Raw genomic sequence first — 24,565 nt, forward strand, 5'->3', positions numbered from 1 at the left:
AACGAGCGGGAAAATAAACTCCTCACATGAGGAAGCACTTTTTTGCGAATTTTTCGCAATCTTAATAAATAATGGTCAACCAAGGTGATGTTTTGATCACCGATCCACCCACCGCAACGGCAAGCGTTTCAAGGGATCTGGCAACATCATTGGTCGGAAAACTGCCCGAAACGGTTTTGTTTCCGATCTCACCTAAAACCATCAGACGGCCCGGTGCGAAGTTATCAAGACGCGCAACCAGATCATCCAGACGCACGTTCTGAACACTCAGACGCCCATGCATCCAACTTTGTACGGATGCAATATCGACGGCCTCCTTGGCGTGCAGCCCGCCAGCCCCGACGGCCACTGCATCCCCCGGCCCAAGCATGACACTGCCTGTATCGGCCCCGGTCGACACCCGGACAGCGCCCTCTTCAACGCCGACCCGTGTGTCGTGCGCGAGATAATCTACATTAAAGCGCGTCCCAACCACTTCGACTGTTGCCATACCGGCCCGAACCCGGAAGCTGTCGCCATCGCGATGCATGACGTCAAAAAATGCCTGACCGCGCAAAAGTTCGACATCCCGGTTCCCGTCTTCAAAGTCGGTGGCAATCGCGCTGTTGGCGGCAAGAAAAACCGCGGATCCATCCGGCAACCGCATCTCGGTTACCGTGGCGGCATCGGTAACAATATCGGCCTGAAGATTTTCCAGGGCATCGGGGTTAAGAAAGGCAACCATCGCCATTACCGCCGCCACCGCAGCGCATGACGTCACAGTCCGCAGCGGAGAGAACCAGTCAAGCAAACTTTGCCAAACTGGCACTTGCCCGGCGTCGCTGACTGCAATGCGGCGGGCCGGCTCTTCGACCTGTGCCCAAAGAACGCGCATCTGATCATAGGCAAGGCGGTTGCCTGTGTCGGCATTGAGCCAGGCATCAAATTCCTGTTCCTGAGCGGCCGTCAGCGAACCACCTGCACGTTTTACGTGCCAAAGGGCTGCTTCGTCCTTTTGCGCCTCGGTCAGTTTAACGTCGCCTTGCATTGATCTGTTATCGGTCCACACGGTACTGGCTGTTATGCGATTTCTATAACGAATAAACGGCTTAGAACAAAATATCCTCATGCCGTTTGGCTCAAACTTTTCAATCTGTATCCCGATAATCTTCCAGACGTTGCTGGCAATGGCGCATGGTGCGTGCAAGTTGCTTTTCCACTGCGCTGACAGATATTCCGTATTTCTGCGCCAGTTTTGCGTTTGAAACCCCTTCGACCCGATGCAAAACAAACATCTCGCGCACCTTGGGGGAAAGTTCCAGCAAGGCCCGATCAAGCGCCGAAAGCGCTTGGCGCGACTGGGCATGATCGTGCGGGGAAGATGTTTCTCTCTGCCACAACTGGACCGGTAAAATTCGGCGCATGAGCCCCGTGCGCCCCGCTGTGCTGCGATGATGATCAATCACGGCGTTGCGCACCGATGCATAAAGAACCTTGACGTTTTCTTCGTCCGTTCCGTGATCCCCCGAAAGCAACAGTCTGGCATAGACGTCCTGAACAATTTCATTCGCCGCCTCACGGTCACCGATACGGCGATTAGCCATCGAGACCAGTTGCCGACGGTGGTCCTCAAACAGTTTTGAGAGCGTGTTCTGCCAGGGCTTCATATTCGGGTCATCTGCTGTCGCTTGGTCACGCTTTGGAACGCTTTGTGGTGCTGGGCCGCCATGCGATTTCCGATCACATAGCAACCCGGGAGCGCAAGCTAACAACAATGATAATCATTTTCAATCGCAAAAGAGTTTTGATATTCAGACCCGCATATTTGGCGGCTTTCATCACTTATTTTTTCAGTTTCAACCGATTCCAATGGTTTTTCCGCCCTGATTGCAAACGAAAGAAACAAAGATTTGCCTGCTATCCAACAAGGGATTTGTTCAATCTTCCAATGATTACAATCTGTTACATTTCAGAAATTCAGTTTCGTTAATGAAAATTCCAAACAGCCATAATTTTCGCTTGCAATTATTTTGGGGCGTTCGTAACGTTTGTGAAAGAACAGAATGGCAGTTGAGAACAGCTGTCACAAATAAGAGCAATTGGGGAGGAATCGGTTGCTCACTCCAAAAACATATGACATCGCCATTATTGGTGGTGGGATCAATGGCACGGGCATTGCGCGTGACGCGTCAGGCCGCGGGCTCAAGGTTTATCTGTGTGAAAAGGATGACCTTGCCAGCGCGACCTCGTCCGCCAGCACGAAGCTGATCCATGGCGGCCTGCGTTATCTTGAACATTATGAATTCCGCCTTGTGCGTGAAGCGTTGATTGAGCGCGAAGTTCTTTTGCGTGCCGCCCCGCACATCATCTGGCCGCTTCGCTTTGTCCTGCCCCACGTCAAGGGCCTGCGCCCGGCATGGATGATCCGGCTTGGCCTGTTTTTGTATGATCATCTTGGCGGGCGCGAAAAACTTCCCGGGTCCGAGGGCATCAAACTTGCCACCCACCCGGCCGGTGCCCCACTGATCAAGGGCATGGACAAGGCGTTCGTTTATTCCGACTGCTGGGTTCAGGATGCGCGCCTTGTGGTGCTGAACGCCATGGATGCCCGCGATCGCGGTGCCGATATCGAAACCCGCACCGAATGTGTATCTGCCAAACGCGAAAACGGCCTTTGGACCGTGACACTGCGCGATATCGACGACGGATCGGAAAAAACCATTCAGGCCAAATCGCTGGTCAATGCCGCTGGTCCCTGGTGTGCCGAGCTTCTTGAAAAACGGGTTGAAGCCAAAAAGAAACAAGGCATTCGTATGGTTCAGGGCAGCCACATCGTGGTGCCAAAACTGTTTGACCATGACTATTGCTATATCTTCCAGAATCCGGACGGGCGGATTGTTTTTGCCATCCCCTATGAGCAGGACTTCACCCTGATCGGCACGACGGATCGCGATTACAAAGGCGATCCTGCCAAGGTCGCGATCAGTGCAGATGAAACCAGATATCTCTGCGAACTTGCCAATACCTATTTCGAAAAGAAAATCACCACCGATGATGTTGTCTGGGCCTATTCGGGTGTCCGCCCGCTTTATGGTGATGGCAGCGAAGACGCATCCCAGGTGACGCGTGATTATGTCCTGGAAATTGATCGGGGTGACAGTGCCGATAATGCTGCGCCGCTTCTAAACATCTATGGCGGCAAGATCACCACCTATCGCAAGCTTGCGGAATCCGCGATGAGCAAGCTTTGCCCGCTACTTGGCAGCAGTGACACAAGATGGACCGCGGACAAACCGCTTCCGGGCGGCGATATCCCCGATGCGGATTTCGAGCGCTATCTTACTGCGATGCACAAGAAGTTTCCCTGGATTGCGCAAGCACAGCTATACCGTTACGTGCAAAACTACGGCACACTCACCAATATGATCATTGGCGATGCCAGCGATCTGAAAGGGCTTGGAAAGCACTTCGGTGACGACGTATACGAGTGCGAATTGCGCTATCTGGTGGATCACGAATGGGCCAGAACGGCCGATGATATTTTGTGGCGCCGCTCCAAACTGGGGCTGCACCTTTCGGATGAGACGCGTAATGCCATTGTCCAATGGTTCAAAACCGAACCGACATCAAAAAACACCGTGAAAGCGGGCGAAGGAAACAGTGGAAAATGACCCTTACGCTTGAAAACATAACCAAGACCGTGGGTGGGGAGACCCATATCGACGATGTGTCGATGACGCTCGAACCGGGCTCGTTCAACGTCCTTTTAGGGCGGACCCTGGCCGGGAAGACGACGCTGATGCGAATTATGGCAGGCCTCGAGCCGCCGACCAAGGGCCGCATCCTTGTTGATAATGCCGATGTAACCGGTATGGCGGTGCAGAAACGCAATGTCGCCATGGTCTATCAGCAATTCATCAACTATCCGTCGATGAACGTGTTTGACAACATCGCATCCCCCCTGAAATTGCAGGGCGTTGACAAGGCAGAGATCGAAAAGCGTGTGCGTTCGACGGCCGAACTCATGCATATCGAACATCTGCTTGACCGCCTGCCACAGGAACTTTCCGGCGGCCAGCAGCAACGTACCGCCATGGCACGCGCCATGGTCAAGGATTGCAAGTTGCTGCTGCTTGACGAACCGCTGGTCAACCTGGACTACAAGCTGCGCGAAGAGCTGCGCGAAGAGATCCCCAACCTTCTGGCTGAGCGCGATACCATCGTTGTCTATGCCACGACCGAGCCGATGGAAGCATTGTTGCTGGGTGGCAAGTGCGCGGTGATGCATGAAGGCCGGATGACCCAGTTTGGCCCGACCACAGAGGTTTATCACAACCCGGCCTCGGTCAAGACCGGCCTGATCTTTTCCGATCCGCCGATCAACCTGGTCGAGGCCGAAGTGCGCGATGGCGCGATCTTTATGAAAAGCGGCCACCAGGTGCCGCTGAAAGGGCATCTGGCGAACCTGTCCAATGGCGATTACACCCTTGGCATTCGCGCCAACCACCTGTCGGTTGATCCGACCGGGGATGATACGATCGCGATGCAGGGACAGGTCGAACTGGCCGAAATCACCGGTTCGGAAACCTTTGTCCACGTCCATTTCAATGATGTGTCCTGGGTGATCCAGGAAGAAGGCGTTCACAACCCGCGCCTTGGCGAAGCAACCCAGTTCTATGTCGATCCGACACGCCTGTTTGCCTTTGATGCGAACGGTGCGCTCGTGGCCGCCCCGCCGGTCGAAATTTCAAACGGCAAAGCGGCGTGAGGGAAGAGTAAGAAAATGGCACGTATTGATCTTAAAAGCCTTGCGCATTCCTACTTCCCAGATCCGAAAACGGACGAGGACTATGCCCTGCGTCGCATGGAGCATGTCTGGGAAGATGGCGGTGCTTATGCCCTGTTGGGCCCGTCGGGTTGTGGCAAGACGACATTGCTCAACATCATTTCCGGTCTTTTGACCCCGTCGCATGGGCAGGTCCTGTTTGATGGCAAGGATGTCACAAGCCTTGCCCCGGAAGAACGCAACATCGCGCAGGTTTTCCAGTTCCCGGTGATCTATGACACCATGACGGTCTATGACAACCTGGCCTTCCCGCTGCGCAATCGCGGCATCGATGAAAAACGCGTTGATGCCCGTGTACGTGAAATTGCCGGCATGCTGGATCTGACCGGCAAGCTCAAGCAAAAGGCACGCGGCCTTGGTGCAGATGAAAAACAGACGATCTCGCTGGGGCGTGGTCTGGTGCGCGATGATGTTTCGGCCATTCTGTTTGACGAACCGCTGACCGTGATTGACCCGCATCTGAAATGGGTTCTGCGTCGCAAGCTCAAGGAAATTCACAACAAGCTGCGCCCGACCATGGTCTATGTCACCCATGACCAGGTCGAGGCCCTTACCTTTGCTGACAAGGTTGTTGTCATGTATGGCGGCAAGGTCGTGCAGCTGGGCACGCCGCAGGAACTGTTTGAAAATCCGGCCCATACCTTTGTCGGCTACTTCATCGGAAGCCCCGGCATGAACATCATGGATTGCAAAATCGATGATGGTGCGGCCTGGGTTGATGGCCAGCGTATCGGTCTTTCGGATCGCCACCTTGAAGCCGTTTCAAAACAGACCGGCAAGCTTGAGCTTGGCATTCGTCCCGAATTCCTGACCCTTGAAACCGGCAATGCCGACAAGGGATCAGACGGGATCGAAGTCAACATCACCAAGGTCGAGGACCTTGGCCAGTTCAAGATCGCGACCACCCGGTTTGGCGCATCTGAAATCAAGGTCAAGCTCGGCGAAGACGAACAGGTTGTCGGCCAGTCCGGCATTCTGCGCTTTGCGCCGGAATGGACCAAGCTTTACGCCGACAGTCAGTTGGTCGCGTAAGGGGGGATGGGGAAATGAACAAGATTACCAACAACAAGGCCTGGTTCCTCGTCCTGCCAGTGTTCTTTATCGTCGCCATCAGCGCGATCATTCCACTGATGACGGTTGTGAACTATTCAGTTCAGGACATTTTCGATCCGCAGACGCGTTTCTTTGTCGGCACCGAATGGTTTGAACAGGTTCTGGGCGACAGCCGCCTGCATGACGCGCTGCTGCGTCAGATTTTCTATACGCTTTCGGTGCTGTTTATTGAAATTCCGCTGGGCATTGCGGTTGCACTGACCCTGCCACGCAAGGGCTGGGGCGTTTCGGCATCGATGGTGCTGCTGGCCTTGCCGCTGCTTATTCCATGGAACGTGGTTGGCACCATCTGGCAGATCTTTGGCCGTGCCGACATTGGTCTTGGTGGCTATGTGATCAATCTGATGGGTATTGATTACAACTACGCCCAGAACCCGATGGATGCCTGGCTGACCGTGCTTGTGATGGATGTCTGGCACTGGACCAGCCTGATCGTGCTGCTGTGCTATGCCGGTTTGCGCTCTATCCCGGATGCCTATTATCAGGCGGCCAAGATTGACGGTGCATCACGCTGGGCCGTGTTCCGCTTTATTCAGCTGCCGAAAATGCAGTCGGTTCTCGTGATCGGTGTTCTGCTGCGCTTTATGGACAGCTTCATGATCTATACCGAGCCGTTCGTCCTCACCGGTGGCGGTCCGGGTAACGCAACCACCTTCCTCAGCCAGTTCCTGACCCGGATGGCAGTCGGTCAGTTTGACCTTGGTCCTGCTGCGGCCTTCTCGCTGGTCTACTTCCTGATCATTCTGTTGGTTTGCTGGGTTTTCTATACCGTCGTGATGAACGCCGGAAAGCAGGGGGAACAATAAAATGCAGTTCCAGAAACGACATATCGGACTTCTTCTTTATATCCTGTTCCTGTTGGTTCCGATCTATTGGCTGTTCAACATGTCAATCAAGACCAATACGGAAATCCTGGGCGCAATGACCCTGTTCCCGGACAATCCGACATTGGCCAACTATGCAACCATCCTGACCGACCCGGCCTGGTATACGGGTTATATCAACTCGATGATCTATGTCGGCATCAACGTGGTGATCTCACTGGTTGTCGCCCTGCCCGCGGCTTATGCGTTTTCCCGGTTCAACTTTACCGGCGACAAGCATCTGTTCTTCTGGCTTCTGACCAACCGTATGGCACCGCCGGCCGTGTTCCTGTTGCCGTTCTTCCAGCTTTATTCAAGTGTCGGCCTGTTTGACACCCATATCGCTGTGGCACTGGCGCACTGCCTGTTTAACGTGCCGCTGGCCGTCTGGATCCTCGAAGGTTTCATGTCGGGGATCCCCAAGGAAATCGATGAAACCGCCTATATCGACGGTTATTCGTTCCCGCGTTTCTTTGCCACGATCTTCTTGCCGCTGATCCGGTCCGGCATCGGTGTAACCGCGTTCTTCTGCTTCATGTTCAGCTGGGTTGAACTTCTGCTGGCACGCACGCTGACCTCGGTCGAGGCCAAGCCGATTGCCGCCACCATGACCCGTACCGTTTCGGCGTCGGGCCTTGATTGGGGCGTTCTGGCGGCTGCGGGTGTTTTAACCATCGTCCCGGGCGCCTTGGTGATCTGGTTCGTTCGCAACTACATCGCCAAAGGTTTCGCGATGGGTCGCGTGTAATCGGAAAACAGGAGGAATATCAAAATGGCATGGATGGCCTGGACCCCGATTACCGCCGCGTTCTTTGGCTGCATCTTCTTGATGCTGATCGGGATGGGAATTTGGCAGGCGGTTTCACCGACCGTTCCGCGGCGTGGCTTTTTGCCACTGACCACCACACGCGGTGATCGCCTGTTTATCAGTTTGCTTGGAGCCGCCTATATCCATCTTGGCTGGCTGGCATTTACCGATGCCGCCCTTTGGATCGGTTCCATCATTGCACTTGTCTGGCTCGTCATTGTGATGCGCTGGGGTTAACAACCAAAACGGTACCGCGTCCTGCAGCGGTGCCGTTTTTGATCGAATTCATCACGGTGGGCTGTCCGTCTTCCCCCAGCGTCGATGACCGGGTTTACCGGATGAGCAATAAGGAAGACGACCAGGGAGAAAACGACATGATCGTTAAAGCCAAAGGTGCCAAAAGCGTTGTTAAAGGCAGCGCCGTTGCCGTCGCCCTTGGTCTTGCTGTGCTGGCGAACCCGGCCATGGCAGATCAATATACCGACGCGGCGAAAAAATGGATCGACAGCGAGTTCCAGCCGTCGAGCCTGAGCAAAGACGCCCAGATGGCCGAACTGGAATGGTTCATCAAAGCAGCTGAACCGTTCCGCGGCATGGACATCAACGTGGTGTCTGAAACCATCACCACGCACGAATATGAGTCCAAGGTTTTGGCAAAGGCCTTCTCGGAAATCACGGGGATCAACCTGACCCATGACCTGATCGGCGAAGGCGATGTCATCGAAAAACTGCAGACCCAAATGCAGTCGAACCGCAACATCTATGACGCCTTCATCAATGACTCCGACCTGATCGGGACCCACGCGCGTTATGACGCAGTTGTGCCGCTGACCGACTGGATGGCGGGCGAAGGTGCGGACGTTACCTCTCCGACCCTGGATCTGGACGACTTCATCGGTCTGTCCTTCACCACCGGTCCGGATGGCAAGCTTTATCAGCTTCCTGACCAGCAGTTCGCGAACCTTTACTGGTTCCGTTATGACTGGTTCCAGCGTGAAGACCTGCAAAAGCAGTTCAAAGACAAGTACGGCTATGACCTGGGCGTTCCGGTCAACTGGTCGGCTTATCAGGACATCGCCGAATTCTTCACCAATGACGTTGGTGAAATCGATGGCCAGAAAGTCTATGGCCACATGGATTACGGCAAAAAAGACCCGTCACTGGGTTGGCGCTTCACCGATGCGTGGCTTTCCATGGCTGGCGCTGGCGACAAGGGCATCCCGAACGGCCTTCCGGTCGACGAATGGGGTATCCGTGTTGAAGGTTGCTCGCCTGCTGGTTCAAGCGTGACCCGTGGTGGTGCCGCAAACGGCCCGGCAGCGGTTTATGCCCTGACCAAATACATCGACTGGCTCAAGGCTTATGCCCCGCCAGAAGCAGCCGGCATGACCTTTGGTGAAGCTGGTCCGGTTCCGGCACAGGGCCAGATCGCACAGCAGATCTTCTGGTACACCGCCTTCACCGCCGACATGGCGAAAAAAGGTACTCCGGTTGTGAACGAAGACGGCACGCCGAAATGGCGTATGGCCCCGTCGCCGCATGGCCCGTACTGGGAAGAAGGCATGAAGCTTGGCTATCAGGACGTGGGTTCCTGGACTCTGATGAAGTCCACCCCGGTTGAGCGCCGCAAAGCTGCATGGCTCTATGCACAGTTCACCACCTCGAAAACCGTATCGCTGAAAAAGACCCTCACCGGTCTGACACCGATCCGTCAGTCTGACCTGGATACCCAGGAAATGACCGATATCGCTCCGAACTGGGGTGGTCTGGTCGAGTTCTATCGTTCGCCGGCCCGTGTTCAGTGGTCGCCGACCGGTACCAACGTTCCGGATTATCCGAAACTGGCACAGCTCTGGTGGCAGAACGTTGCCGAAGCTGTTACCGGCGAACGGACACCGCAGGAAGCCATGGACAACCTTGCGTCTGCCATGGACAGCGTTCTGCAGCGTCTGGAGCGTGCAGGCATCGGTGGCGAATGTGCACCGAAGCTGAACGAAGAACGTGATGCCCAGTACTGGTTCGACCAGCCGGGCGCACCGAAACCGCCGCTTGCCAACGAAAAACCGCAGGGTGAGACCGTCAAATATGACGATCTGATCGCGGAATGGCGTGCAGCCCAGTAATTCGGGCTACACTACTGGGGGTGTCGGGGGTGATTTTTTCGCCCCCGACCGTCCCGGACTTTATCCATCACTTTTGATTTTTTCATATCTGATCGCCCGGTATTTTGCGGGCAAAGGTAACTTTCCCATGCGCCTGTCATCCTCCCTCCGCCGGACTGCTTCCGCTCTTGGCTGTGCTGCCGTAACGGCACTGGCCATGAGCGGCTTTCTTGCCACCGGTGCTGCGGCGTCCTCGGCCCTTGATGACGGCATTTCTGCCTATCGCCATGGGGAGTTTGAAAAGTCGGCCGATATTTTCGCACCACTGGCCAATGGCGGTGATGCCACCGCGCAATATCTTCTGTCCTGTCAGACCATCAATGGCGTTGGTGTTACTGCCAACGAAGATGCCGGCTGGGCCCTGATGGAACAGGCATCAGACAACAACAATCCAAATGCCAGCGTTGTCATGGCTAGGCGTCTTGAAGCGATGGGTGGTGACAAAGACAAAATTCGCGACCTTTATATTGCTGCCGCCCAAAAGAACAACACCCAGGCGATGCTGTGGCTGGCCCTTGATGCGCTTGATCGCGGCGATGCGGCACAGGCCGAAGCCCACCTGAAACAGGCATGGCAGCTTGGTGATCCGCGTGCGGCAACACTTCTTGCCAACCGGTTTGCCAAAAGTGATGTTGATCGCCTGACTTATTTGCGTCGCGCCGCCCAGCACGGCGAAATGCGCGCGGCCGCTTACCTTGCCGAAGAAGCCCGCACGGTTGATGACAAGGCCGAAGCCGTTGGCTGGTGCGCGATTGCCACGGGCATGCCCGGGCATAACGAAGATGTCGACTGGAAAACCATTGGTGATGCGGTCGAAAAGAACTGCGGCCAGTTTGACAAGGACCTGTCGCCCAAAGACCGCGCGATCAACCGCGAACGCGTCGATCATTTTCTGTCCGAGTTCTTCAAGAATTACGAACCGTGGCAGCCTTGGCGGGCCTGCGCGGTCGACTAATCCCGCGTAGATACAGCACTGGCAAGGGCACTGTTAATCAGCTTCAGATCATCCGGCGTATTGACGTTGGTAAACGGCTCCAACCCGGAAACCTTATCTTCAAACACCACCCGCGGCGCACCCAGCGCCTGCAACGGACCGCGTACCCGCCGATCATCGGACGCCAGCAGATCGGCAATTACCGGGGCCGCATCACGATGCCAAATACTTGAAAGGTAATGGTCTCGGTCGGCATGGCTGGCAAAGGCCGCCTTCGCCCCGGCATCCTCGGCTGCGGTCCGCAAGCGTTCCACCATATCAAGCGGCACAATCGGGCAGTCGACTGGAAAGGTCACCAGCCAGTCAATGCCATCGGGCAGCGCTTTCAAGCCACCCAAAATACCACCCAGCGGCCCCTGCCCCGGTTTGGGCGCATCACCAACCACCGGCAGGCCATAATCCGCAAACGCCTCTGCCCCGGCATTGGATGAAATCATCACCTGATCGCATTGGGCTTGGGCAACATCAATTACCCGCCCGATCAGACTTTTGCCCCCGACCTCGCGAAACGCCTTGTCCCCGCCCATACGTCGTGCGTCGCCCCCGGCCAGAATAAGGCCAAGGGTTGGGACATGTTGGGATTGGGGCGTGTTCACGATAAGACCAAACCTTTGAAGGGGGCGAATAACCAGATGGCCTCATCATAATCCAGTGCGCCAATCGTTGCATCTGTCGTCTTGGCACAAAGGCGTTTTCTAAGGCCGTGCCGCAATGCTGCACTGCGTCATTTTTACATTGTCGCCCTACAGGCATTGATTTAGAGTGATTAAAGACATTGCGACTTCCGCCTTGATACCGGACGACCGGTATTCCTGATCCGATCAATGGGGACGGCCCCGCAAGACAGGAGGCCCCCATGGCCTGGACAGCGTTGGTTATTGCCGGATTTCTCGAAATTTGCTGGGCGATTGGCCTGAAATACACCGAAGGCTTCACCAAACCCATCCCAAGTGCGCTTACCATTGCCGCAATCGCTGCCAGTTTCTGGCTGCTGTCGATTGCCATGCGCACCATCCCGATCGGAACGGCCTATGCGATCTGGACCGGGATCGGTGCGGCGGGTGCGGTGATCTTTGGCATCATTATGGTCGGCGAACCGGCCAATCCGGGGAGACTGGTCGCGATTGCGCTGATCCTATCAGGCATCGTTATGCTGAAACTGTTTAGTCCGAGCTAAGCGCCGGACATCTCGGGGCGCTGTCGTCTGTCAGCGCCCCTGCAAATCAGCGGATGCAAATATCTCGGCCACCCAATCAAGGAAAACACGCAAACGCCGGGTCACTTGACGATTTTGTGGATAGACAGCGGCAAGTGGGATTGGCAACGGCGGGTAGTCGGCCAGAAGCTCCACCATGTTGCCGCGCGCGAGTTCGTCGGCGAAATGGTATCTGGGGGCCTGCATGATCCCGAACCCCAGTCGGGCCAGTGCCGCAACCGTGTTCGAATTATTCGCCGTCACCCGACTGGGTAAGTTAACGTATTTAACTTTGCCGTCGATCTGAAATTCCAGCGGCATGGCTTCCCCGGTTCTTGAGGATACAAAAGCGACCATTTGATGCCCGTCCAGATCATCGGGGCTCATGGGTATGCCAAAGTTTTCGACGTAATTGGCACTGGCAATGGTGACTTCATCAAGATCGCCCAAATGGCGCGCGATCATGCTGCTATCATTAAGCTCGCCCGCGCGGATAACGCAATCAACGCCTTCGCGCACCAGATCAACAAATCGGTCCGTCTGGCCGAAATGGATGTTCAAGTCAGGATAGCGTTCAAGGAAATCCGGCAGGTGCGGCAAGATAAACGTCCGCGTCAGATAGCCATGCGCATCAATGCGCAGCAGGCCCGCAGGTGACGGGTTGCGAAACAGTCCCTCGGCGTCTTCGATATCCCCCAGAATAGACAAACAGCGCTGATAATATTCCCGACCATCAAGCGTCGCCGTGACATGGCGGGTTGTCCGTTCAAGCAGGCGCACGTCAAGGTCACGTTCAAGGACCTTGATGGCCTCTGTTGCCGTGGAGCGCGCCATTCCAAGATCCGCCGCCGCATCCGAAAAACTGCCGCGTTCAACGATCCTGACAAACAGGGACATGCGATCAAGACGATCCACTTTGTTCGCCTCATACGAATAGTGATGTCAAAATTCCGATTATTGTTCTGAATAAACCTTGCGACTACCTTTGCCAACATCAATCACAGCCCAGAGCCGGCACCACAAAACGGCAAAAGGAGTTTGTCATGTCTGACAAAACAGAAAAAACAGCAATCATCACCGGCGCATCCCGCGGCATTGGTGCAAACCTTGCCCGCAAACTGGCCGCGGACGGTTTTGCTGTTGTCGTCAATTACAACAGCAGCGCTGACGCTGCCGAGACACTTGTTTCCAATATCAAGGCATCTGGCGGCACCGCCATCGCGATTGCCGCCGATATCAGTGCACGTGACGGGATTGCGCATTTGTTTGATACCGCAAAGGCAGAATTCGGCGGTGTTGATGTCCTGGTCAACAATGCAGGGATCATGTCGTGTGCATCGATTGCCGACACAGATGATGATGCCTTCGAGAAGCAGGTTGCGGTCAATCTTGGCGGTGTTTTTCGCGGTATGCGGTCAGCGGCCAATCAGCTGCGTGACGGTGGTCGCATCATCAGCTTTTCATCAAGCGTTGTCGGACTTTATCAACCGACATACGGGGTCTATGCCGCAACCAAGGCCGCGGTCGAAGCCCTGACCCACGTTCTGGCAAAGGAACTCGGACCAAGGGGAATTACGGTCAATGCCGTCGCACCCGGCCCGGTTGCCACCGACTTTTTCCTTAAGGGTAAAAGCGATCAACTGATTGAAAACATGATTGCCATGAACCCGTTCAAACGTCTGGGCCAACCAGATGACATCACAAATGTCGTCAGCTTCCTTGCCTCAGAACAAGGCGGCTGGATCAGCGGTCAAACCATTCGTGCCAACGGCGGTGTTATCTAAGCGGCCCGAAAACGCCCATTCATCAACCACACAGCCCATCATTACAAATCCCTAAACGGAGATATTAAATGCCATTCGTCAATATCAAAACCCCGCAAGGTGCGCTGAGCACCGCCCAGAAAGAAGAGATTATCCATAAAACCACCGACATGCTGGTGGAATACTTCTCGGAAGCTGCCCGTCCTCACACGATGGTTCTGATCGAAGAAGTCCTTGATGGTGGATATGGTCGCGCAGACGAGGTCTTCATTCTGCCAGATGAATATCGCGCCAAGGAATGATCCAGCTGTTCACGGGCCGCGTCTTTCATTTTTCCCCCACCCCGTGACAGATGATGGCCCGAAACAAAAACGGGGCAGCCATTGGCTGCCCCGTTTTTTGATGTTTCGTTACCGATCGGCTTAGACGCCCGCCGGAATACCGCTGCGTTCAACTTTGCGCGGCGAGGTAATTTCTTTCCATTTGGAAAGCGCCTTGTTGACCGCCGGATACGGTTCGCGGGCGATGAATTCGCCGTCGCCGCATTTGGCAAGCACAACACCCTCTTCGGCGGCAATCCGACCACGGCTAAGTGTGTAGCGCGGAAGGCCGGTAACCTCGATGCCTTCAAACACGTTGTAATCGATTGCCGACTGCTGATGATCTGCGGTGATGGTTTTCGAGGCCTTCGGATCCCAGACAACAAGGTCGGCATCCGCCCCGACAAGGACGGCACCCTTGCGCGGATAGATATTGAGGATCTTGGCAATGTTGGTCGAGGTTGCGGCCACGAATTCATTCGGGGTCAGACGCCCGGTGCCAACACCATAGGTCCACAGAAGCGGCATGCGGTCTTCAAGGCCGCCGGTGCCGTTCGGGATCTTGGTGAAATCGCCAACGCCCATGCGTTTCTGTTCGGTCGTAAACGCACAATGGTCGGTGGCAACAACCTGCAGGCTGCCCGATGCCAAACCATTCCACAGGCCATCCTGATGTTCCTTGCTGCGGAACGGCGGGGACATGACGCGACGTGCGGCATGGTCCCAATCAGCGTTTTTATATTCGCTGTCATCCAAAATAAGATGCTGGATCAGCGGTTCGCCAAACACACGCTTGCCGTTGGCACGCGCGCGGCGGATGGCTTCGTGGGCCGGTTCGCAGGACACATGCACGATATAAAGCGGCACATTGGCCATATCGGCAATCATGATCGCGCGGTTACATGCTTCGCCCTCGACATCCACAGGCCGTGAATAGGCATGTGCTTCCGGGCCGTTATTGCCCTCGGCCAGCAATTTCTGCTGAAGGGTTGCGACCACGTCGCCGTTTTCAGCATGCACCAGCGGCATGGCGCCCAGTTCCGAGCAGCGCGAGAAGGATGCGAACATTTCGTCATCATCGACCATCAGCGCGCCCTTGTAGGCCATGAAGTGCTTAAAGGTGTTGATGCCCTTTTCTTGCACGACGGTCTTCATTTCATCAAAGACCTGCTCGCTCCACCAGGTGATTGCCATGTGGAAGGAATAATCACATACCGCCTTTGAGGATTTGTTATCCCATGCCTGAAGCGCTTCGAGCAGCGACTGGTTCGGCGCCGGAAGGCAGAAATCGACCACCATAGTCGTGCCACCGGCAACCGCGGCCTTGGTGCCGCTTTCGAAATCGTCTTCGGAATAGGTGCCCATAAAGGGCATTTCCATATGGGTGTGCGGATCAATCCCGCCCGGCATCACATAGCAGCCGTCGGCGTCAATCACCTTGTCCCCGGTCAGGTTGTCCCCGATGGCGGCAATCTTGCCGTCTTCGATCAGGATATCAGATTTGTAAGTCAAGTCGGCGGTAACAATGGTTCCGCCACGAATAACCATGGACATGGGTGGCTCCTTGTCTGTCTCTGCGGCGAAAAGGTGCGGGCCATCCCGGCATTTCGCCCGTTGTCTCCAAACACCCGAGGGTATTCGATCATCATAGTTCAAAGCACAAAGTTCGGGAGGTAATCCCGTCCGGCGAAGCCAACCCCGCCGGACGGTCAAAATCACAAGATGGTCAAATTACATCTTGTCGGTCACAGCATGGGTCCAGGCACCTTCCGGTTCCTTGGTGATCACCGGATCGGAACCACCTGAGAGCAGGCTGTCAACGGTACGCTGATAGGCTGCTTCATCAAGAACCGCAGAATCACCAAGCAGCTTGGCGATTTCTTTCATCATGCGGACCTGGTGTTTTTCGGTCTGGGCACCGGTCATGTCGTTATCAAGAACGATCATCGCGGCATCTTCCGGGTTTTCCTTGGCCCACATCCAGCCCTTCATGCTGGCATCAACGAAGCGTGCCATTTTGTCGACGAATGCCGGATCCTCAAGATTGTCTTCGAGAACATAAAGACCGTCTTCAAGGGTGGCGACACCCTGATCTTCGTATTTGAAGACCTTAAGGTCGTCTGGCGAAAGACCGGCATCAATGACCTGCCAGTATTCGTTATAGGTCATGGTCGATACGCAATCGGCCTGCTTCTGAAGCAGCGGATCAACGTTAAAGCCCTGTTTAAGGACAGTAACGCCGTTATCCCCGCCGTCGGTCGGAATGCCAAGTTTCGACATCCAGCTGAGGAACGGATACTCGTTGCCAAAGAACCACACACCCAGGGTACGGCCCGGGAAGTCTTCCGGGCTTTCAATCCCGGTTTCCTTCAGGCAAGTCAGCATCATGCCCGATTTGGCGAATGGCTGGGCGATATTAACCAGCGGCACACCCTTTTCGCGCGATGCCAGTGCGGACGGCATCCAGTCAATGATCACATCGGCACCACCGCCCGCAATCACCTGCGGCGGGGCAACGTCCGGACCACCCGGATTGATGGTCACATCAAGATCGGCTTCTTCGTAGAAACCTTTGTCGAGTGCCACATAGTAGCCTGCAAACTGGGCCTGCGTGACCCATTTAAGCTGCAGGGTCACCTCATCTGCTGCCATCGCGGAAAACGATGCCAACCCGAAACTCAACCCCATTGCAGTCGCGATAAACTTATTCATTCGTCGATGTCTCCTCAGGTTATCGTCAAGTCCTCCCGGCGGGTCGTCTTGTTTTATGCCTTTAATGGCGACGTACCCTGAATGACGGATGCCATGACGTCGCTTTTCTTTCGATATACGCCACAGCCCCGTAGAAGGCGGTCCCCGCAAGGGCCGCCAATGCGATTTCCGCCCAGACCATGTCGATGTTCATCCGCCCGACCTCGGTCGAAATACGGAATCCCATGCCCACAATCGGGGTGCCAAAAAATTCGGCGACGATTGCGCCAATCAGCGCAAGCGTGGAATTGATTTTAAGTGCGTTGAAAACAAACGGCATGGCCGCAGGCAAACGCAGCCGAAACAGCGTTGACCAATAGCCCGACGCGTATGTCGCCATCAGATCCTTTTCAAGCTTCCCGGCCGCATTCAACCCGGTCACGGTATTCACCAGCATCGGGAAGAAGGTCATGATGACGATCACAGCCGCCTTCGATTGCCAGTCAAAGCCAAACCACATCACCATGATCGGAGCGACGCCAATGATCGGCAGCGCCGAAACCATATTGCCCAGCGGCAAAAGACCGCGTTTAAGGAACGGCACACGATCAACCGCGATCGCTACGATAAAGGCCGAACCACAGCCCATGACATAGCCGCTTAGCACGGCCTTCACGAAGGTCTGGTGGAAGTCGGCTGCCAGAATGTCAGTGGAATTGACGAACCGTTCGCCAATCATGCTGGGCGGCGGCAACAGAACCTGTGGCACGCCAAAGCCTGAAACGACGACTTCCCAGACAAACAGAAGCCATACGCCAAAGGCCACCGGCACGACGAAGTTCGCCAGATGCTGTTTGGTGCGATCAAGGCTGTGGTAATTGGCAATCACATCAATCCCGCGCCAGACAAACGCCCAAAGCGACAGGATGAACAACCAGAAACCAAGCCCGGCAAAGCCTGCAACACCGTGATCATACAGAACACTCAAGGCCTGCCAGCAGCCAAACACTGCAACTGCCAGAATGATCATGCCAGCGGTGATCGACCGTGCGCCCAGCCAGGTAAAGGCGGAACCGACGATCACAGACAACGCCATTGCGGCTGCAAGCCCGGGAATGTCACCAACAAAGGCAACCTGTTTACCTGTATCCCCATCCACACCCGCAAGCGGGAAGATGAGTGCCAGCAAGGCCGCAATCGCCGCGACGAGACAGAACTTGTCCAGTTTCGTCCAGGTCATGACTTCACCCCCATCCGCACAAGGACCCTGCGTTCACACCAGCCGACGATGACGACAAGGATGGCGGCCACAAACGCCGCGGTCAGAAGGGCCGACCAGATTTGAATGGTCTGTCCGTAATAGGACCCGGCCAGCAAACGCGCGCCAAGGCCCGCCTGCGCACCGGTCGGCAATTCGCCGACGATGGCACCGACCAGACTGATCGCGATCGCAACCTTCAGGCTGGCAAACAGATATGGCATGGCCGACGGCAGGCGAAGCTGCCAGAAGGTCTGCCATTTCGAGGCATTATAGGTCCGCATCAGATCAAGCTGGATCACCTGCGGGGAACGTAGCCCCTTGACCATGCTGATCGTGACCGGGAAGAAGCACAAATAGGTCGATATGACCGCCTTTGGCACCAGCCCCTTGATCCCGATGGCGCCCAGAACAACGATGATCATCGGCGCGATGGCAAGGATCGGAATGGTTTGCGATGAAATCACCCATGGCATCAGGCTTTTTTCAAGCGTCATGACATGAACAATCCCCACCGCCAGTAACACACCAAGCAACGTACCAATCCCAAACCCAAGAAGGGTCGAGGAAAGCGTTACCCAGCTGTGATAGACCAGAGAGCGTTTCGAGGTGATCTTGATGGCAAAGATGGTGTGATACATCTCGACCGCCACCTGATGCGGGGCGGGCAGGATCGGGCGATCTTGCGCAAGGGTATCCTCAATCAGCTGGCCCGTAGTCCAGGTCTGGTCAGCACGGTTGTAACGGTCAATCTGGGTCGGCGCGTTCATGAAAACGGCCCCGACATACCACAGAACAAGAAGGGCGATCAGAACAACGCAAACCGGCCCGGTCTGGCCAGACATCATGCGTGTCCAGGTCGATGGTCCGCGAACAGACCCGGTCATGGCAGCAGTGTTACTCGTCATTGCTGTGCCCCGCACGCAGCCCTTCCCGCACCCGATGCGCAATCTCAAGGAATTCCGGCGTTTCGCGGATATCAAGTGTGCGGTCTTTCGGGAAGTCGGTTTCGATCACATCAATGATTCGCCCCGGACGGGGTGACATCACGACAATCTTGGACGACAGATACACCGCCTCGGGGATGGAGTGGGTGACGAACGCCACCGTCTTGTTGGTCCGCGCCCACAATTTCAACAGCTGTTCATTCAGGTGATCGCGCACGATTTCATCAAGCGCGCCAAATGGTTCGTCCATCAACAGCAGGTCGGCGTCGAACGACAGGGCACGCGCGATTGACGCACGTTGCTGCATGCCGCCGGACAGCTGCCATGGGAATTTCTTTTCAAAACCATTGAGCTCGACCAGTTTCAGGGCCTCCTGGGCGCGCTTGACGCGCTCTTCCTTGGAGATTTCCATGATTTCGAGCGGCAAGGTCACGTTGCGTTCGATTGAACGCCACGGCAAAAGTGCGGGTGCCTGAAACACATAGCCATAAGCACGCTTTTCGCGCGCTTCATGCGGCGTGACACCATTGATCGAAATTTCGCCGCCGGTGGCTTGTTCAAGGTCGGCGATCACGCGCAAAAGTGTGGTTTTGCCGCAGCCCGACGGGCCGATAAAGGAAACAAAGTCGCCTTCTTCGATGGTCAGATCGACATCGGAAAGGGCGTAAACGGGACCGTCTGCCGTCTGGAAAGTCAGCGACAGTTTCTTGATATCAACAACTGCTTTTTTCGATGCGGGCATCTCAGCAACATTATTGACGACTTGTTTTAGCGTCATGGGGTTTCCCCTGATCGTATGTCTCTCTCAGAACCAAAAGCGTCTCTTTTGGCACAGTCGATGGAAGCCTCCCTCAGGGACGTTGCCCTGAACCTTGTCGACATTGATCAAACGCATAAAGCCTTTGTCCGGTCGTTGCCGGGAACGGGGAATGATACCCCACCTGTCGATCAAGGCAAAACGGCGAGCAGCGCTTTGACCGCTCGCCGGTATCATGAAATCAGTTCCCGTCGGTCAGACGGGTATAGGTCGACGGGCGACGGTCGCGGAAGAATTGCCAGTTGTCGCGAATTTCGCGCACCATCGACATATCCATGTCATGGACCAGCAATTCGTCATTATCGCGCGATGCCTGTGCTTCGATTTCGCCGCGTGGATTGACGAAATAGCTTTGGCCGTAAAACTCGCCAATATCCCAGGGCTGTTCACGGCCGACCCGGTTGATCGCACCGATAAAGCAGCCATTGGCGACAGCCGATGCCGGCTGTTCGAGTTTCCAGATATATTCCGACACCCCGGCAACCGTCGCCGACGGGTTGACGATATATTCCGCGCCATTAAGTGCTAAGGCACGCCAGCCTTCCGGGAAGTGCCGGTCGTAACAGATATAAACGCCAAGTTTGCAATACTGGGTATCAAAGACCGGCCAGTTCGAAACACCCGGCTTGAAGAAGAATTTCTCCCAGAAACCGGCGACATGGGGGATGTGGGTTTTGCGGTATTTGCCAAGATAGGTGCCGTCGGCGTCAATCACGGCAGCGGTGTTGTAATAAACACCGGTGATGTCTTCCTCATAGATCGGAACAACGATCACCATTTTGTATTTGGCGGCCAACTCACACATCAGCTGTGTGGTCGGGCCATCAGGGATTTTTTCTGCGGCGGCGTACCATTTCTTGTCCTGGCTCGGACAGAAATAGGGCTGGGTGAATACTTCCTGAAAGCACAGAACCTGCACACCTTTTTTGCCCGCCTCTTCGATATAGGGCAGGTGTGCGTCGATCATGGCCTTGCGGATTTCTTCGGGGGACTGATCGGTTGAACCCTTAAGGCTCATTTGAATCAGGCCACCTCTCAGCTTTGACATCCGAGATACCTCCTTGATCTGATATTTTTATGTCCTTGCCAGCTTTTGCTGATCTTTGGACTTATGTCTTCTCGCGCCCCAAGAACCCTGTTTGTTTTTTTACGGGTTCGTTCCCAGACGGGACGCAATCAGAAAAATCGCGAAACAGTTGTTTCCTCCGTGGCGTTGCAGTCCCGTTTGTTTTTGGTGGTTCTGCAAGCCGGGTGTCCCCTGCCCGATTGCGCAGGCAGGGAACGAAAATCGTAACTCTAGTCGATCTCTTTAAGCACTTCGCGCAATGTGCCGAACAGCTGATCAATATGTGATTTTTCAAGGATCAGCGGCGGCGACAGCGCAATGATATCACCCGTGGTGCGGATCAGAATGCCCTTCTCAAACGCCTTGAGGAAGGCATTGAACGCACGCTTGGTCGGGAAGCCTTCAATCGGCTCCAGCTCGATCGCACCGATCAGGCCAAGGTTACGGACATCCTTGACCAGCGGCAGATCGATCAGGCTGTGCACCGCATCTTCCCAATACTGACCAAGTTCCTTGCCCTTGGAATACAGACCTTCTTCTTCATAGGTCTCAAGCGTTGCCATGGCAGCCGCACAGGCAACCGGGTTGCCCGAATAGGTGTAGCCATGGAACAGCTCGATCATGTTTTCCGGGCCGGTCATGAAGGCATCATGGATCTCGTCGGTGGCAAACACCGCACCCATCGGGATGGTGCCGTTGGTAAGGCCCTTGGCGGTAGTGACCAGATCCGGCTGAACACCGAAATAATCGACTGCGAACGGTGCGCCAAGACGACCGAAACCGGTGATGACCTCATCAAAGATCAACAAGATGCCATGCTTGGTGCAGATCTCGCGCAGGCGTTCCAGATAGCCCTTCGGCGGGATCAGAACACCGGTGGAGCCCGCAACCGGCTCGACAATCACGGCCGCGATGGTCGACGGATCATGCAACGCGCAAATGCGTTCCAGATCTTCGGCAAGGTAGGCACCATGTTCGGGCATACCGCGGGTAACACCGTTTTCGTCCGGCAGGTAAGTGTGACGCATATGGTCCACACCGCCCAGCATCTGGCCGAATGTTTTGCGGTTACCCGAAATACCACCAACGGAAATACCGCCGAAGTTCACACCGTGATATCCGCGTTCGCGACCGATCAGGCGGGTCCGCTGTCCATCGCCGCGTGCACGGTGATAGGCCAGTGCGATTTTAAGCGCGGTTTCAACCGACTCAGAACCGGAGTTGGTATAGAAAACGTGGTTGAGATTGCCCGGCATCAACTGTGCCAGACGGCTGGCCAGTTCGAACGCCTTGGGATGGCCCATCTGGAATGCCGGGGCATAATCCAGCTCGTCCATCTGTGCCTTGACCGCTTCGACGATTTTCGGACGCTTGTGACCAGCGTTGCAGCACCAAAGGCCTGCGGTGCCATCAAGGATGTCGCGGTTATCGTCGGTTTTGTAATACATGCCATCGGCCGACACCAGCATACGCGGGGTCTGCTTGAACTGACGGTTGGCAGTAAAGGGCATCCAGAACGCCGAAAGATCGTTCGGACGGCTGATTTTCGTGGTGGCTGTCATCAAAAGGTCTCCCGTACCTTTTCAAGTTCTTCCCTCGACCGGTTCGGTGGCGGGCCACCGTGCACCGGCATCTGATATTCTTCATCCCGTTTTCGCGAAAAGGTATCTGGCCTGATGACCAAAATGTCGCACATTCGTTTTCCGGGACGGCCCGACCTGTTGCGGGCACACAAACGTCGTTAGCATGAGACATGCCCACGCACTAGCGCTTTAATACCACCGCGGAACTGTTTCGAATATTCGACTGTCAAACACCATTTCGGCGACCCTGATTTTTATTTACGGCGTCTATTTTGTGTTTATCTTTCATCGGTACTGTTCGATATTTCGGACAAAACCGACTCTTGACCATGGCTTGGAACGACGCGCATAAAAAGTTTCTTTTTGATATTTGCAGTAGAGGTTATTTTAACCTGACCAAACGGTCAAGATAAATGACGCGATTTAGACAGCACGATTGAGATCCATCAAAATCGGCGCGAAACGGGACACAAAAATGAGCACAAAACCCGCAGTAAACGGCGCACACAAGGCCGCGATCCGACAGGAAAACGAAGAACAGATTCTGGCCGCTGCCGAACGGGTCTTTGCCGATTTCGGGTTCAAGGGGGCAACCACTGCGCGGATTGCCGAAATCGCCAATGTCCCCAAGGCCAATGTGCATTACTATTTCAGCACCAAAGAGGCCCTGTATCGCCGGATCATGGAAGATGTTTGCGACCACTGGCTCGAAGCGGCAATGACGTTCGATAACAGTGCCGACCCCGCCTTCATTCTGCGCGGCTATATCGAGGCCAAGATGGATTTGTCGCGTGTGCGTCCATACGGATCGCGTCTTTGGGCACATGAAATCATCCGTGGCGCCAAATTCTCGTCGGAATATATCTCGACCACGGTGAAAAACTGGCTCGATAGCCGCGTGGAAGTCATTCGGGGCTGGATTGACGAGGGCAAGATGGATGAGGTCGAACCCTACACCCTGATGTACATGATCTTTGCCACCACACAGCACTATGCCGACTTTGGCCGCCAGATCGAGATTTTCAACAATGACAAACCACTGACCGACGCACAATTTGCCGAGGCCAAGGAAAATGTCGTGCGGATCATATTGAAGGGTGTCGGCCTCGCCTGATCCCCCGTTTGGGGACCTGACTGCGGCCGACGTCACCACTTCTGTATAGTTGTATCGGATTATCGCGGGACCAATTTTAGTTATTCCTGATAATCACGATGTTTGCAGACAATAATGCTGTGTATCGGACCATCACTTCGCGCTGTTTGTGGTTGTATTTCCGCTGTCCTGATCGGCGGACTTGCGTCCCTGATGACATTCCCGGCAGCTGCCGAAAACGCAATTTTAGCCCAGACACAAAATACCCCGCCTGCCAGCAATTGCAGGAAGCTGTCGGTTGGCGGCGCAGACGGTTGGGAGCCGATCACCTATATCCGTGATGATGGCCAACAGACCGGGCTTGCAATCGACATTTTGCAGGATTACGCCAACCGTCACGATTTGAAGCTTGATCTCAATCTCGACATTCCCTGGACACGCGCCATTCAGATGCTCAGCAAGGGTGAACTGGATGTGATTGCCGGCGCCTATTTCACCCACGAGCGCGATCAGGTCCACTTTTATAGTGCGCCATTTGCCAATGACGACATCATGGTCTTTCAACGCAACGACAATCGCTTTCCGGTCGTCGAGCTGAGTGATCTGATCGGGTATGACGGTGCGCGTCCGCAAGGTGGCAGTTACGGCGATTATATCGACCGCTTTGCCGAACAACGGCTGAACATGATTTTCTCCCCCACCGGCAATCGCATCTTTGACGTCCTGATGAATGGGCGGGTCGATTATGTGATGCTGGGGCGCTTTGACGGGCTGACCAATATCTATCGCGATAATCTGATCGACGACATCATCGTGGTCGAACCACCGATTGACAGCAACAAGGTCCATTTCATGTTTTCACGCAAAAGCCCCTGCATGGGCCATGTCAGAAACCTGAATATCCTGATCGAACAGCTTGCCGAAGACGGAACGCTTGATCAGTGGACCGAGAACCATCTTCTTGATGTGTCCGAAGGGGCGAGTTAACGGCGGCCTGTTGCCACCATAATAAAAAAGCAGGGCGCACATAACGCCCTGCTTTACATTTGGTCACCGTAAAATGTCGG

At 55.1% G+C, this 24,565-nt stretch carries 24 protein-coding genes; 13 read left to right on the forward strand and 11 right to left on the reverse strand.

What is annotated here, in order from left to right:
- Positions 1-61 precede the first annotated feature (61 nt).
- Together DY252_RS15860 and DY252_RS15865 are read right to left on the reverse strand one after the other, a co-directional pair.
- Positions 62-1,027 (reverse strand): FecR family protein, encoded by a 966-nt coding sequence (locus tag DY252_RS15860; protein WP_064788361.1) that lies wholly within the window; start codon positions 1,025-1,027, stop codon positions 62-64.
- Positions 1,028-1,127: 100 nt separating this feature from the next.
- Positions 1,128-1,646, reverse strand: a complete 519-nt coding sequence (locus tag DY252_RS15865) for an RNA polymerase sigma factor (protein WP_064788362.1) — start codon at positions 1,644-1,646, stop codon at positions 1,128-1,130.
- A 447-nt stretch (positions 1,647-2,093) separates the two neighbouring features.
- On the opposite strand from DY252_RS15865, the gene glpD reads away from it, so the two are divergent.
- From glpD to DY252_RS15905, 8 genes are all read left to right on the forward strand, one after another.
- Positions 2,094-3,650: a glycerol-3-phosphate dehydrogenase gene (glpD, locus tag DY252_RS15870; RefSeq protein WP_064788363.1), complete on the forward strand. Its 1,557-nt coding sequence runs from the start codon at positions 2,094-2,096 to the stop codon at positions 3,648-3,650.
- Entirely contained in the window at positions 3,647-4,747 is a 1,101-nt protein-coding gene (locus DY252_RS15875; RefSeq protein ID WP_008890107.1) for an ABC transporter ATP-binding protein, read from the forward strand. Before glpD ends, DY252_RS15875 begins: the two co-directional genes overlap by 4 nt.
- A 15-nt stretch (positions 4,748-4,762) precedes the next feature.
- On the forward strand, positions 4,763-5,857 hold the full coding sequence (locus DY252_RS15880) for an ABC transporter ATP-binding protein (protein WP_064788364.1): 1,095 nt from the start codon (positions 4,763-4,765) through the stop codon (positions 5,855-5,857).
- Positions 5,858-5,871: 14 nt separating this feature from the next.
- Entirely contained in the window at positions 5,872-6,744 is an 873-nt protein-coding gene (locus tag DY252_RS15885; RefSeq protein WP_008890109.1) for a carbohydrate ABC transporter permease, read from the forward strand.
- 1 nt (position 6,745) lies between these two features.
- The gene (locus tag DY252_RS15890) at positions 6,746-7,549 is read left to right on the forward strand and encodes a carbohydrate ABC transporter permease (RefSeq protein ID WP_008890110.1); all 804 of its coding nucleotides are present in this window, start codon (positions 6,746-6,748) and stop codon (positions 7,547-7,549) included.
- Between the two features lie 24 nt (positions 7,550-7,573).
- Positions 7,574-7,846 (forward strand): DUF2160 domain-containing protein, encoded by a 273-nt coding sequence (locus DY252_RS15895; RefSeq protein WP_063087963.1) that lies wholly within the window; start codon positions 7,574-7,576, stop codon positions 7,844-7,846.
- 137 nt (positions 7,847-7,983) lie between these two features.
- The gene (locus tag DY252_RS15900) at positions 7,984-9,732 is read left to right on the forward strand and encodes an ABC transporter substrate-binding protein (RefSeq protein WP_064788605.1); all 1,749 of its coding nucleotides are present in this window, start codon (positions 7,984-7,986) and stop codon (positions 9,730-9,732) included.
- A 127-nt stretch (positions 9,733-9,859) separates the two neighbouring features.
- Positions 9,860-10,726 carry a tetratricopeptide repeat protein gene (locus tag DY252_RS15905; protein WP_231959678.1) on the forward strand — a complete coding sequence of 289 codons (867 nt, stop codon included), beginning with the start codon at positions 9,860-9,862 and terminating at the stop codon, positions 10,724-10,726.
- Here the strand turns inward: DY252_RS15905 and mobA are convergent.
- Entirely contained in the window at positions 10,723-11,361 is a 639-nt protein-coding gene (gene mobA, locus DY252_RS15910) for a molybdenum cofactor guanylyltransferase MobA (RefSeq protein ID WP_064788365.1), read from the reverse strand. The genes DY252_RS15905 and mobA overlap by 4 nt on opposite strands.
- Before the next feature lie 260 nt (positions 11,362-11,621).
- On the opposite strand from mobA, the gene sugE reads away from it, so the two are divergent.
- Positions 11,622-11,942 (forward strand): quaternary ammonium compound efflux SMR transporter SugE, encoded by a 321-nt coding sequence (sugE, locus tag DY252_RS15915; protein ID WP_008890117.1) that lies wholly within the window; start codon positions 11,622-11,624, stop codon positions 11,940-11,942.
- A 30-nt stretch (positions 11,943-11,972) separates the two neighbouring features.
- Here sugE and DY252_RS15920 read toward each other — a convergent pair whose 3' ends face one another.
- Positions 11,973-12,875, reverse strand: coding sequence for a LysR family transcriptional regulator (locus DY252_RS15920; RefSeq protein ID WP_064788366.1), 903 nt, complete (start codon positions 12,873-12,875; stop codon positions 11,973-11,975).
- Positions 12,876-13,003: 128 nt separating this feature from the next.
- Here DY252_RS15920 and DY252_RS15925 point away from each other — a divergent pair, with 128 nt between their 5' ends.
- Both DY252_RS15925 and DY252_RS15930 read left to right on the forward strand, forming a co-directional pair.
- Complete coding sequence (locus DY252_RS15925) at positions 13,004-13,744, forward strand: SDR family oxidoreductase (RefSeq protein ID WP_064788367.1); 741 nt, start codon at positions 13,004-13,006, stop codon at positions 13,742-13,744.
- Positions 13,745-13,812: 68 nt separating this feature from the next.
- Positions 13,813-14,025 (forward strand): tautomerase family protein, encoded by a 213-nt coding sequence (locus tag DY252_RS15930; RefSeq protein WP_064788368.1) that lies wholly within the window; start codon positions 13,813-13,815, stop codon positions 14,023-14,025.
- 120 nt (positions 14,026-14,145) lie between these two features.
- Here the strand turns inward: DY252_RS15930 and hydA are convergent, their stop codons facing one another.
- The 7 genes from hydA to aptA form a co-directional block, all read right to left on the reverse strand.
- Positions 14,146-15,597 carry a dihydropyrimidinase gene (hydA, locus tag DY252_RS15935; protein ID WP_064788369.1) on the reverse strand — a complete coding sequence of 484 codons (1,452 nt, stop codon included), beginning with the start codon at positions 15,595-15,597 and terminating at the stop codon, positions 14,146-14,148.
- Between the two features lie 177 nt (positions 15,598-15,774).
- Entirely contained in the window at positions 15,775-16,755 is a 981-nt protein-coding gene (locus DY252_RS15940; RefSeq protein ID WP_064788370.1) for an ABC transporter substrate-binding protein, read from the reverse strand.
- A gap of 61 nt (positions 16,756-16,816) precedes the next feature.
- Positions 16,817-17,974: an ABC transporter permease gene (locus DY252_RS15945; RefSeq protein WP_064788371.1), complete on the reverse strand. Its 1,158-nt coding sequence runs from the start codon at positions 17,972-17,974 to the stop codon at positions 16,817-16,819.
- Complete coding sequence (locus DY252_RS15950; RefSeq protein WP_064788372.1) at positions 17,971-18,900, reverse strand: ABC transporter permease; 930 nt, start codon at positions 18,898-18,900, stop codon at positions 17,971-17,973. The genes DY252_RS15945 and DY252_RS15950 overlap by 4 nt, the downstream gene beginning before the upstream one ends.
- Positions 18,890-19,681 carry an ABC transporter ATP-binding protein gene (locus DY252_RS15955; RefSeq protein ID WP_008890125.1) on the reverse strand — a complete coding sequence of 264 codons (792 nt, stop codon included), beginning with the start codon at positions 19,679-19,681 and terminating at the stop codon, positions 18,890-18,892. The genes DY252_RS15950 and DY252_RS15955 overlap by 11 nt, the downstream gene beginning before the upstream one ends.
- A 256-nt stretch (positions 19,682-19,937) precedes the next feature.
- A complete protein-coding gene (locus DY252_RS15960; RefSeq protein WP_008890127.1) occupies positions 19,938-20,804 on the reverse strand; it encodes a nitrilase-related carbon-nitrogen hydrolase in 867 nt (288 codons plus the stop codon).
- A 248-nt stretch (positions 20,805-21,052) separates the two neighbouring features.
- Positions 21,053-22,384: an omega-aminotransferase AptA gene (gene aptA, locus DY252_RS15965; protein ID WP_008890128.1), complete on the reverse strand. Its 1,332-nt coding sequence runs from the start codon at positions 22,382-22,384 to the stop codon at positions 21,053-21,055.
- A gap of 496 nt (positions 22,385-22,880) precedes the next feature.
- Here aptA and DY252_RS15970 point away from each other — a divergent pair, with 496 nt between their 5' ends.
- Both DY252_RS15970 and DY252_RS15975 read left to right on the forward strand, forming a co-directional pair.
- Positions 22,881-23,519: a TetR/AcrR family transcriptional regulator gene (locus DY252_RS15970; RefSeq protein ID WP_064788373.1), complete on the forward strand. Its 639-nt coding sequence runs from the start codon at positions 22,881-22,883 to the stop codon at positions 23,517-23,519.
- 114 nt (positions 23,520-23,633) lie between these two features.
- On the forward strand, positions 23,634-24,485 hold the full coding sequence (locus DY252_RS15975; protein ID WP_231959679.1) for a substrate-binding periplasmic protein: 852 nt from the start codon (positions 23,634-23,636) through the stop codon (positions 24,483-24,485).
- The last annotated feature ends 80 nt before the right edge of the window (positions 24,486-24,565 follow it).

It is taken from the genome of Thalassospira indica (genome assembly GCF_003403095.1).
Classification (GTDB): Bacteria; Pseudomonadota; Alphaproteobacteria; order Rhodospirillales; family Thalassospiraceae; genus Thalassospira; species Thalassospira indica.

Bases quoted from the DNA above. Each gene is read 5' to 3' on its own strand.
- DY252_RS15860 (WP_064788361.1), bottom strand. From the start codon at position 1,027: ATGCAAGGCGACGTTAAACTGACCGAGGCGCAAAAGGACGAAGCAGCC.
- DY252_RS15865 (WP_064788362.1), bottom strand. From the start codon at position 1,646: ATGAAGCCCTGGCAGAACACGCTCTCAAAACTGTTTGAGGACCACCGT.
- DY252_RS15875 (WP_008890107.1), top strand. From the start codon at position 3,647: ATGACCCTTACGCTTGAAAACATAACCAAGACCGTGGGTGGGGAGACC.
- DY252_RS15880 (WP_064788364.1), top strand. From the start codon at position 4,763: ATGGCACGTATTGATCTTAAAAGCCTTGCGCATTCCTACTTCCCAGAT.
- DY252_RS15885 (WP_008890109.1), top strand. From the start codon at position 5,872: ATGAACAAGATTACCAACAACAAGGCCTGGTTCCTCGTCCTGCCAGTG.
- DY252_RS15890 (WP_008890110.1), top strand. From the start codon at position 6,746: ATGCAGTTCCAGAAACGACATATCGGACTTCTTCTTTATATCCTGTTC.
- DY252_RS15895 (WP_063087963.1), top strand. From the start codon at position 7,574: ATGGCATGGATGGCCTGGACCCCGATTACCGCCGCGTTCTTTGGCTGC.
- DY252_RS15900 (WP_064788605.1), top strand. From the start codon at position 7,984: ATGATCGTTAAAGCCAAAGGTGCCAAAAGCGTTGTTAAAGGCAGCGCC.
- DY252_RS15905 (WP_231959678.1), top strand. From the start codon at position 9,860: ATGCGCCTGTCATCCTCCCTCCGCCGGACTGCTTCCGCTCTTGGCTGT.
- sugE (WP_008890117.1), top strand. From the start codon at position 11,622: ATGGCCTGGACAGCGTTGGTTATTGCCGGATTTCTCGAAATTTGCTGG.
- DY252_RS15925 (WP_064788367.1), top strand. From the start codon at position 13,004: ATGTCTGACAAAACAGAAAAAACAGCAATCATCACCGGCGCATCCCGC.
- DY252_RS15930 (WP_064788368.1), top strand. From the start codon at position 13,813: ATGCCATTCGTCAATATCAAAACCCCGCAAGGTGCGCTGAGCACCGCC.
- hydA (WP_064788369.1), bottom strand. From the start codon at position 15,597: ATGTCCATGGTTATTCGTGGCGGAACCATTGTTACCGCCGACTTGACT.
- DY252_RS15940 (WP_064788370.1), bottom strand. From the start codon at position 16,755: ATGAATAAGTTTATCGCGACTGCAATGGGGTTGAGTTTCGGGTTGGCA.
- DY252_RS15945 (WP_064788371.1), bottom strand. From the start codon at position 17,974: ATGACCTGGACGAAACTGGACAAGTTCTGTCTCGTCGCGGCGATTGCG.
- DY252_RS15950 (WP_064788372.1), bottom strand. From the start codon at position 18,900: ATGACGAGTAACACTGCTGCCATGACCGGGTCTGTTCGCGGACCATCG.
- DY252_RS15955 (WP_008890125.1), bottom strand. From the start codon at position 19,681: ATGCCCGCATCGAAAAAAGCAGTTGTTGATATCAAGAAACTGTCGCTG.
- DY252_RS15960 (WP_008890127.1), bottom strand. From the start codon at position 20,804: ATGTCAAAGCTGAGAGGTGGCCTGATTCAAATGAGCCTTAAGGGTTCA.
- aptA (WP_008890128.1), bottom strand. From the start codon at position 22,384: ATGACAGCCACCACGAAAATCAGCCGTCCGAACGATCTTTCGGCGTTC.
- DY252_RS15970 (WP_064788373.1), top strand. From the start codon at position 22,881: ATGAGCACAAAACCCGCAGTAAACGGCGCACACAAGGCCGCGATCCGA.
- DY252_RS15975 (WP_231959679.1), top strand. From the start codon at position 23,634: ATGCTGTGTATCGGACCATCACTTCGCGCTGTTTGTGGTTGTATTTCC.